Annotated in this window: 10 protein-coding genes; all 10 read left to right on the plus strand. The window is 67.7% G+C overall.

All coding sequences use genetic code 11. From position 1 onward, the window contains the following. The first annotated feature begins 44 nt into the window (after window positions 1-44). Genes ACE3PU_RS01085 through ACE3PU_RS01130 form a run of 10 tightly spaced genes read left to right on the plus strand, consistent with a single transcriptional unit; the run spans window position 45 to window position 8,426 of the window. Complete coding sequence (locus ACE3PU_RS01085; protein WP_374385772.1) at window positions 45-1,913, plus strand: methyl-accepting chemotaxis protein; 1,869 nt, start codon at window positions 45-47, stop codon at window positions 1,911-1,913. After that, window positions 1,913-2,188 (plus strand): STAS domain-containing protein, encoded by a 276-nt coding sequence (locus ACE3PU_RS01090; protein WP_374385754.1) that lies wholly within the window; start codon window positions 1,913-1,915, stop codon window positions 2,186-2,188. The genes ACE3PU_RS01085 and ACE3PU_RS01090 overlap by 1 nt, the downstream gene beginning before the upstream one ends. Then, entirely contained in the window at window positions 2,185-2,550 is a 366-nt protein-coding gene (locus ACE3PU_RS01095) for a response regulator (RefSeq protein WP_374385756.1), read from the plus strand. The genes ACE3PU_RS01090 and ACE3PU_RS01095 overlap by 4 nt, the downstream gene beginning before the upstream one ends. A gap of 26 nt (window positions 2,551-2,576) precedes the next feature. After that, entirely contained in the window at window positions 2,577-4,787 is a 2,211-nt protein-coding gene (locus tag ACE3PU_RS01100; protein WP_374385758.1) for a chemotaxis protein CheA, read from the plus strand. 2 nt (window positions 4,788-4,789) lie between these two features. Next, window positions 4,790-5,248 carry a chemotaxis protein CheW gene (locus ACE3PU_RS01105; protein WP_374385760.1) on the plus strand — a complete coding sequence of 153 codons (459 nt, stop codon included), beginning with the start codon at window positions 4,790-4,792 and terminating at the stop codon, window positions 5,246-5,248. Further along, window positions 5,245-6,108: a protein-glutamate O-methyltransferase CheR gene (locus tag ACE3PU_RS01110; RefSeq protein WP_374385762.1), complete on the plus strand. Its 864-nt coding sequence runs from the start codon at window positions 5,245-5,247 to the stop codon at window positions 6,106-6,108. Before ACE3PU_RS01105 ends, ACE3PU_RS01110 begins: the two co-directional genes overlap by 4 nt. Continuing rightward, a complete protein-coding gene (locus tag ACE3PU_RS01115) occupies window positions 6,105-7,139 on the plus strand; it encodes a chemotaxis response regulator protein-glutamate methylesterase (RefSeq protein ID WP_374385764.1) in 1,035 nt (344 codons plus the stop codon). The genes ACE3PU_RS01110 and ACE3PU_RS01115 overlap by 4 nt, the downstream gene beginning before the upstream one ends. A gap of 17 nt (window positions 7,140-7,156) precedes the next feature. After that, window positions 7,157-7,546, plus strand: coding sequence for a response regulator (locus ACE3PU_RS01120; RefSeq protein ID WP_374385766.1), 390 nt, complete (start codon window positions 7,157-7,159; stop codon window positions 7,544-7,546). Continuing rightward, on the plus strand, window positions 7,543-8,085 hold the full coding sequence (locus tag ACE3PU_RS01125) for a chemotaxis protein CheD (RefSeq protein WP_374385768.1): 543 nt from the start codon (window positions 7,543-7,545) through the stop codon (window positions 8,083-8,085). Before ACE3PU_RS01120 ends, ACE3PU_RS01125 begins: the two co-directional genes overlap by 4 nt. After that, on the plus strand, window positions 8,085-8,426 hold the full coding sequence (locus tag ACE3PU_RS01130; protein ID WP_374385770.1) for a hypothetical protein: 342 nt from the start codon (window positions 8,085-8,087) through the stop codon (window positions 8,424-8,426). Before ACE3PU_RS01125 ends, ACE3PU_RS01130 begins: the two co-directional genes overlap by 1 nt. Window positions 8,427-9,092: the final 666 nt, after the last annotated feature.

Raw genomic sequence — 9,092 nt, forward strand, 5'->3', positions numbered from 1 at the left:
AACTCTTTGCGGCCTTTGGTCTTGTGCTGGCGGCGATCGCCGTCATGGGCGCAGTGGTCGTCACCAGCCTCCTCCGGCTGGAAGCAGCCGGCGAACTCCGCTCGGCGGAAAACCAGGTGAACCGTGCAACGGCGACCGCGGAGTTCTACATGGCGCGCCAGGAGAATGCGTTCCGCGGCTACCTGCTGTCAGAAGATCCCTACTATATCGAACGCCTCGATGCGCACCGGGCGAAGTTCCTGACGGCGATGAATGAACTGCGTGGCGAAGTGCCGGCCGATCGCGCCGCTCTCGTCGACAAGGCCGTCGAGGGCAATGCGACCTGGTACAAGAATGTCGTAGAAGCCGGATCGGCCATGGTCCGCGACGGTCGGGGCGCCCAGGCCATTGAGATGGTCGGACGGAATGGAACCGCCGACAACTTCGTCGCCCCGGTCGAAGACACGATCGAACAGCTGAAGGTCGCCAATGACGTGGCCCGTACGGCGTCCATGGAGGCTCAGGCCGCCGCCAGCCGCACCGCCCTGGTCGCCACCATCGTCGGCCTGATCTCGGCCTTGGTGATCGCGCTGATCGCCGGCTTCGTGGCGACCCGCTCCATCGTGCGCCCGATCTTCACGATGATCGGCTACATGCAGAAACTCATGGCCGGCGACACCACCATCACCGTGGCGAGCGCCGAGCGTAAGGACGAGTTCGGCAAGATGGGGCAGGCCATCGTCGCCTTCCGCGACGCGGCGATCGAAAAGATTCGCGTCGAGCAGGAAGCCCTAGCCCAACGCGAGATGAGCGAGCAGGAGCGCGCCGAACGCGAGGCGGATAAGGCGCGCGAAGCCGCTGAGGACGCCCGGGCCATCGCCGCCTTGGGTCAAGGCTTGTCGGCCATGTCGAACGGCGACCTGACGCACCGGATCGATATTGAGTTCAGCGCGAAATCGGCTCAGTTGAAGACTGACTTCAACGCCGCCATCGCCCAGCTGCAGCAGGCCGTGTCCGTGGTCGTCAGCAATGTCGCCGGCATTCAATCGGGCGCGGGCGAGATCAGCCAGGCCGCGGACGATCTGTCGCGTCGCACCGAACAGCAGGCCGCTTCCCTGGAGGAAACCGCCGCCGCTCTGGACGAGATCACCGCCACGGTGAACAAGACCGCCTCGGGCGCCCGTCAGGCCTCCGACGTGGTTCAAGCCGCCCGCGGCGACGCCGAGAAGAGCGGTGCGGTCGTTCGCGACGCGGTCGCCGCCATGACCGCGATCGAGCAGTCGTCGTCGCAGATCAACCAGATCATCGGCGTGATCGACGAGATCGCCTTCCAGACCAACCTTCTGGCCCTGAACGCCGGCGTCGAGGCCGCCCGCGCGGGCGAGGCCGGTCGCGGGTTTGCGGTGGTCGCTTCCGAAGTCCGCGCCCTGGCTCAGCGCTCGGCCGAGGCCGCCAAGGAGATCAAGACCCTGATCTCGGCCTCCACCGGACAGGTCGGCCAAGGCGTCAAGCTGGTCGACGAGACGGGCCACGCCCTTCAGCGCATCGTTGATCGCGTCGCAGAGATCGACAGCCTGGTCACCGAAATCGCCGCTTCGGCCCAGGAGCAGGCGGTGGGCCTGGCCCAGGTCAACACGGCGGTGAACCAGATGGACCAGGTGACGCAGCAGAACGCCGCGATGGTCGAGCAATCGACCGCCGCCAGCCATTCGCTGGCCCAGGAAGCCGAGGTTCTGCAGGCGTCGGTCGCGCAGTTCCGGGTCGGCGACGCCGCGCGGGCGCCCGCCGCACGGCCTGTTCCCGCCGCGCCTGTCCGGCAGGCTGAGCCGCCGCGCTCCAACCGCGTGGTCCAGGCGCTCAAGACGCTCGGACGGGGCGGCGCGGCGCCGAAGGTCGAGACCGCCGCGCTCGAGGACGGCTGGGAGGAGTTCTGATGAGCGACGTCCTGAAGCTGCCCGCCGTGCTGGATCTGAACGCGGCCGAGCCGCTGAAGGCCGAACTGCTGGCGCGCCGCGGCCAGGGGGTGACCATCGACGCCTCCGACGTGGAGCGCCTCGGCGGGTTGTGTCTTCAGGTTCTGCTTTCGGCGAAACGCACGTGGGCGGCGGATGGCGTCAATCTGAAGTTAGCGCCTTTGTCCGATGCTTTCGCCGAGCAATGGGCCGCCTTCGGCGCGCCTGATTTCAACACCGAGGGGGCGCTCGCGTGAGCAAAACCGTACTGACAGTCGACGATTCGCGGACCATGCGCGACATGCTGCTGATGGCGCTCGAGGATGCGGGCTACACCGTGATCCAGGCCGTGGACGGCGTGGACGGCCTGGAGACCTTGGCCGCCAAGGGGGCGGACGTGGTCATCACCGACATCAACATGCCGCGCATGGACGGGTTCGGCTTCATCGAGGGGATGCGCGCCGATCCGAACCACCGGACCACGCCCGTGCTCGTGCTGACGACCGAGAGCGACGCCGAAAAGAAGGCCCGCGCTCGCGCCGCCGGCGCCACGGGCTGGATCGTCAAGCCGTTCGACCCGGTGAAGCTGGTCGACGCCGTCCGCCGCGTGGCGGCCTAACCCAGAGATCGGTCGGACCGCGCCGCATGGACGCTTTCGAAGCCATCAAGGCCACCTTCTTCCAGGAATGCGACGAACTGCTCGCGGACCTCGAATCGAAGCTGATGTTGCTGGAACAGGGCCAGACGGACCTTGAGACCATCAACGCCGTCTTCCGCGCCGTTCACTCGGTGAAGGGCGGGGCCGGCGCGTTCGGGCTTGAGGCGCTGGTCCGGTTCGCGCACGTCTTCGAGACGCTGATGGACGAGCTTCGGGCCGGGCGGAAGCCATGCGATCCGATCACCATCAAGACGCTGCTGCGGGCCTCGGATGTGCTGGCCGATCATGTCCAGGCGGCGCAGGGCCTGACGCCGCCGGTGGACGAGGCGCGGTCCGCCGCCCTGGTCGCCGAGCTGGAACTGCTGACCCACGGAGGCGAGGCCCCGCCGCCTTCCATCGAGGAAGAAGAAGACGATTTCGGCTTCACGCCGATGGCCTTCGACATGGCGCTGGATGAACCGCTCGCGCCGCCGGCGACCCCACCCCTCGGCTGGCGCGTGACCTTCAAGCCGCACGCCAAGATGTACGCCAACGCCAATGAGGCCGGCCTCCTGTTGCGCGAACTGGGCCGCCTGGGCCCGATCGCCGTGTCGCTGGACGACAGAGACGTGCCGATGCTGGACGCCCTGGACGTGGAGGAGGGGTGTCTGACCTGGACGGTCGAGCTGGAGGCCGCCGTCGACGAAGCCGCGGTGCGCGAAGTGTTCGACTTCGTCGAGGCCGATTGCGACCTGACTGTCACCCCGCTGGGCGGACCTGTGGCGGCGGCACCCGAGGCGTTCGCCTTCGGGGATGAGCCGCCGGCCGTTGTCCCGGCGAGCGATGATCTGGACATCGCCGCCTTGCTGGCCAAGGCGCAGAGCGACGCCTCCGTCGCCGCGCCTGATTTGACGCCGATTGCGGAGCCCGCGACGCCCGCATCGGTCGCCGCGCCCGCCGTCCTGTCGACGCCTTCGCCCCCGGCGGTTCAGGCGGCGCCCGTGCAGGCCGCCGCGCCCGCGCCAGTGACCATCCGTGTCGATCTCGACCGGGTCGATCGCCTCATCAATGCGGTGGGCGAACTGGTCATCCAGCAGGCGATGCTGTCCCAGCGCGTGCTGGAAAGCGGCCTGGCGCGCTCGTCCGGCGTCGCCCTGGGCCTGGAAGATCTCGAACTGCTGACCCGTGAAATTCAGGACAGCGTCATGGCGATCCGCGCCCAGCCGGTGAAGTCGGTGTTCCAGCGGATGCCGCGCCTGGTCCGGGAAGTCGCTGACATGGTCTCAAAGCAGGTGCGCCTGGTCACGGCGGGCGAGGATACCGAGGTCGACAAGACCGTCGTCGAGCGCCTGGCCGAGCCGATCACCCACATGCTTCGCAACGCCATCGACCACGGGCTGGAGACCCCAGAGGAGCGGATCGCGGCCGGCAAGCCGGCCGAAGGCACGGTGCGTCTGGCCGCCCTGCACCGGTCCGGCCGGATCGTCATCGAGATCGCCGACGACGGCAAGGGCATCAACCGTGAGCGGGTGCGCAAGATCGCGACGGACAAGGGGCTGATCGCGCCGGACGCCGTTCTGAGCGACGAGCAGGTGGACAACCTGATCTTCCTGCCGGGCTTCTCGACCGCCGCGGTGGTGTCGGACATCTCGGGCCGCGGCGTCGGCATGGACGTGGTCAAACGCTCGATTCAGGCGCTGGGCGGCCGGATCTCCATCAGTTCGGTCCCCGGCAAGGGCTCGACCTTCACGATGAGCCTGCCGCTGACCCTGGCCGTTCTGGACGGGATGGTGACCACGGCCGCCGATCAGACGCTGGTCGCGCCGCTGCCCGCCATCGTCGAGAGCCTGACGCCGCAGTCGGAAGACATTCATTACGTCGGCGGCATCGATCCGGTGATCCGCTTCCGCGAGGCCTTCGTGCCCCTGGTCGATGTCGCCCTGGTCATGGGTTTCAGCGAGACGCCGATGGACCCGACACAGGGCATCGCGGTCATCGTCGAGACCGAGTCCGGCCAGCGCGCGGCCCTGTTGCTGGACGCCATCCAGGGCCAGCGCCAGGTCGTCATCAAGAGCCTTGAATCCAACTATCAGCAGGTGGAAGGCGTCGCCGCCGCCACAATCCTGGGCGACGGCCGGGTCGCCCTGATCCTGGATGTCGACGCCTTGGTCGCCATCCGCCACACCGGCGCCCGTTCCGACCTGAAGCTCGCGAGCTGACCATGACCGAAGCCAACGACACCGCCCAACGCGAACTGATCGCCTTCCGCATCGGGACGCAGGAGTTCTGCGTCGACATCATGTCGGTGCGCGAGATCCGGGGCTGGACCCCGGCGACGCCGCTGCCGCGATCGCCGGGCTACATGAAGGGCGTCATCAATCTGCGCGGCACCGTGCTGCCCATCATCGACCTGGGCGCCCGCTTCGGCCTGCCGACGACCGAGCCGACCGCGCGGCACGTCATTATGGTGGCCCATATCGGCGGACGCACCGTCGGGCTGCTGGTCGACGCCGTCTCCGACATCCTGCAGATGAGCGACGCCTCGGTGCAGCCGACCCCGGACGTGGCGAGCGAGCACGTGAAATCATTCGTCAAAGGCATCTTCTCGATCGACGGCCGGATGATCAGCCTCATCGAGCTGGACCACGTCCTGCCGGAACGCGAGGCCGAGGCCGCATGACGTCCGCCGCCGGGCGGGGATCCCTGGTCGAGGGCGAGTTCGTCTTCACCGCCGAGGACTTCCGCCAGATCGCCCAGATGCTCCACGCCCACGCCGGCATCGCCCTGAACGAGGGCAAGGCCGCGCTGGTCTATTCGCGCCTGGCCAAGCGCCTGCGCGTGCTGGGCCTGCGCAGTTTCCGAGAATACTGCGCACTGGTCGAGGGCGTCGATGGCGTGGACGAACGTCAGGCGATGACGGCGGCCCTGACGACGAACGTCACCCGCTTCTACCGCGAGCCGCATCACTTCGACGATCTGCGCGACCGGGTCATGCCGAAGCTGGTCGATACGGCTCGGGCCGGCGGGCGCGTGCGGCTGTGGTCGGCGGCCTGCTCGAACGGGCAGGAGCCGTATTCGATGGCGCTGACGCTGCTGTCGGCCCTGCCCGAGGCGGCCGAGCTGGACGTGCGCATCCTGGCCACCGACATCGATCCGAACATGGTCGCCCAAGGCCATGCCGGAACCTATTCCGAAGAGGCGTTGGAGCCCGCGCCAGCGACCTTGTGGCGCAAGTACTTCGACCGCGCCGATCGCGGGCAATGGACGGCCGGCGCCCAGCTGAAACGGCTCGTGGCGTTTCGGGAGCTGAACCTGATCGGCGACTGGCCGATGAAGGGCCGCTTCGACGTCATCTTTTGCCGCAACGTGGTGATCTATTTCGACGACGCGACCCAGGAACGGGTGTGGAGCCGCTTCACCCCGATCATGAATCCGGGCGCAACGCTGTACATCGGCCATTCCGAGCGGGTCAGCGGCCCGGCCTCGGCGCAGCTGCAGACCGCTGGCCTGACCACCTATCGCCTCGGAGGCCGCTCATGACCGTGAGAGTCCTCGTCGTCGACGACAGTCTGACGATGCGCAACCTGATCTCGGCGGCGCTGAGGCAGGATCCGGAGATCGAGGTGGTCGGCTCGGCCGCCGATCCGATCGAGGCGCGCGCCGCCATCAAGACGCTGAACCCGGACGTCCTGACGCTGGACGTCGAGATGCCCAACATGAACGGGCTGGAGTTTCTCGAGAAGATCATGCGCCTGCGGCCCATGCCGGTGGTCATGGTCTCGACACTGACGGCGGCGGGCACCGACGTGACCCTGGCTGCGCTGGAGATCGGCGCGGTCGACGCCGTGCCCAAGCCTGCGACCGCCACGCCCGAGGCCTTCCATGATCTGATCGGCAAGGTGAAGACCGCCGCCCGGTCGCGCGTGCGCGCCAGAAGCGACGCGCCGCCGCGAGAGGCGGCGCCGCAAAACTACAGCCCCGATCCTCGGCATGTCCTGGCCATCGGTTCGTCCACCGGCGGCGTGGAGGCCCTCCTGACCGTCTTGGGCGGCTTTCCGGCGAACTGTCCGGCGACGGTCGTCACCCAGCATATGCCGGCGAACTTCACGGCCAGCTTCGCGGCGCGCCTGGATCGCGTTTGCGCGCCCACCGTCACGGAGGCGGTCGAGGGCGCCCCATTGGAGCCGGGTCACATCTACATCGCGCCGGGCGGCGTCGCCCATCTGGAAACGACGCCGGGCCTGACGCCGCGCTGCCATTTGTCCGTCGGCGATCCCGTGAACGGTCATCGCCCTTCCGTGGACGTCATGTTTGATTCGGTCGCTCGGCTTAAGCGGCCGATGACGGGGGTCATCCTCACGGGTATGGGCAAGGACGGCGCGCGCGGCCTGCTGACGATGCGCGAGGCGGGCGCCCGCACATTGGGACAGGACGAAGCGACCAGCGTCGTGTACGGCATGCCCAAGGCCGCCTTCGAACTCGGCGCCGTAGAGCGGCAGCTGCCGCTGCACCGCCTGTCCTCCGCCATTCTGGAACTGTGCGCCGATCCGGCCGTACGGTCTGTCGCCTGATCCCGGGAGCGTAAATCATGCCCGCCGCCGCCTCACTCCATTGTCTGGTCGTCGACGACCAGATGACGATGCGCTCGCTGGTCCGCACCAGCCTGCAGCAACTCGGCGTTCGCGAGATCCGCGAGGCGTCCGACGGCGAGATCGCCTTGCGCGATGTGATCACCAAGCCCGTGCATCTGATCATCTCCGATTACAACATGCCGAACCTGGACGGCCTGGGCCTGTTGCGCGCCGTTCGCGCCCATCCGCCCACAGCCAAGACCGCCTTCATCATGCTGACGGGCCGGGCCGATCGCGAGCTGGTGCAGAAGGCCGTGCAGTTCGGCGTCAACAACTACCTGGTCAAGCCCTTCACGGTCGCCCAGCTGAAGGGCAAGCTGGAAGCCGTGTTCGGCCCCCTGACATGAGTTTCGCCGCCCTGAGAGAGAGCGTGGAAAAGCGCGTTCACGTCGGTCAGGGCGAGCACCACCTCACGTCCGATCCGAACGTCGTTCTCAGCACCATCCTGGGCTCCTGCGTGGCCATGTGCCTGCGCGATCCGGTCGCCGGGGTGGGCGGCATGAATCATTTTCTCCTGCCGGAGGGAGCCGGGGCGGGCGCCGACGCGGGGCGTCGCTACGGCGCCTACGCGATGGAACTGCTGATCAACGACGTCCTGAAGGCCGGCGGCCGGCGCGACCGGCTGGAGGCCAAGCTGTTCGGCGGCGGGCGCATGTTCGATGGGCTGCGCGACGTCGGCCGCGCCAACGCCGACTTCGCCGAGCGTTTCCTGCACGACGAGGGGATACCGGTCGTGGGCGGCAGCCTGCGCGGGGAGGGCGGCCGTCGGGTGCATTATTGGCCCGTCAGCGGCCGCGCGCTGCAGCGGGCGGTGACCGACACCGTCGCCCCCAGGCCCGTGCCCGTCGCGCCGCCGGCCGACACCGGCGCGCTGGAGCTGTTCTGATGGCCCCGTCGCCTGGACACGCCCAACTTCTGACCGCCGTAGCCGGCGAGCTGATCAGCGTGCGCGAGCAGATCGCCGGGATCGAGACCCTTGTCAGCGATCTGGTCCGCCGCGCGGCGCCGGACGAACGCGCCGGGATCCTGACCGAGGCCCAGGCGCTGGACGCCCTGACCCAACGCCTGGAGGCGCTTTCGGGCCTGCTCAGAATGCTGGGCGACGGCGCCGATCCTGCCGAGGCCGTCGGTCGCCTGCCGCTGGCGGACATGGCGGAACGCCTCGGGGCCGCCAAGGGCGAGGCGACGGCGCCGTCGCAAGCGCCCGGCGATCTGATGCTGTTCTGATCCGTCTGCCCTCAGGTCGCGTGGGCGCCTTCGGCTCCGGCGGCTTGAAGACTGTCGTCGCCAAAGCCGTTCTCGCGGTCGGAAACCGTCGGCCGTCGGCGGGAAGCGCGACGGGGCGCCGGGCTGAATCGCATTCACGCAAGGAATCACTTGCGGCGCTCAAGGAGCATCCGTATAGCGGCGCCTCGCCTGCGGAACGGGCGGCCATCAAGCGTTCAGGCACCAGCCGAAAACGCCGGATTGGAAGGCGAGGGATTTCCTCTCTTGCCATTCGAAGACGAGGTCACTAAGTTCCGCGGCTCCGATCGAATCGTAAGGGTTCAGCGGGCGGCTTTCGGGCCTCCCACCCGACGATTTTTTGCAGTTTGAAGGGTTCGCTCTTCGGTCCGCAAAATCCTCGAAAGAGGCGGTTGACACGGGGTTCGGCAGTCTTTAGATCGCCGCCTCCGCCGCTCTTCCGGGGCGGGCTCGAGAAAAGAAGTTCTTCTTCAAAAAGAACTGCTTGACTTGAGAAAATGAGGCGAGTAAATCGCCGCCTCCGCCGCGGACTGGGCGTTAAACGGTTGGGCTGCTGAGGCGGTTCGGGTCTTTGACATTGTTGATTTGGAAAGAGAAACGCAGGCGGCGGTGTCCTAGCGATGGCCTTAGGGTCATTTATCGACACTG

It is taken from the genome of Brevundimonas sp., assembly GCF_041911375.1.
Taxonomy (GTDB): Bacteria; Pseudomonadota; Alphaproteobacteria; order Caulobacterales; family Caulobacteraceae; genus Brevundimonas.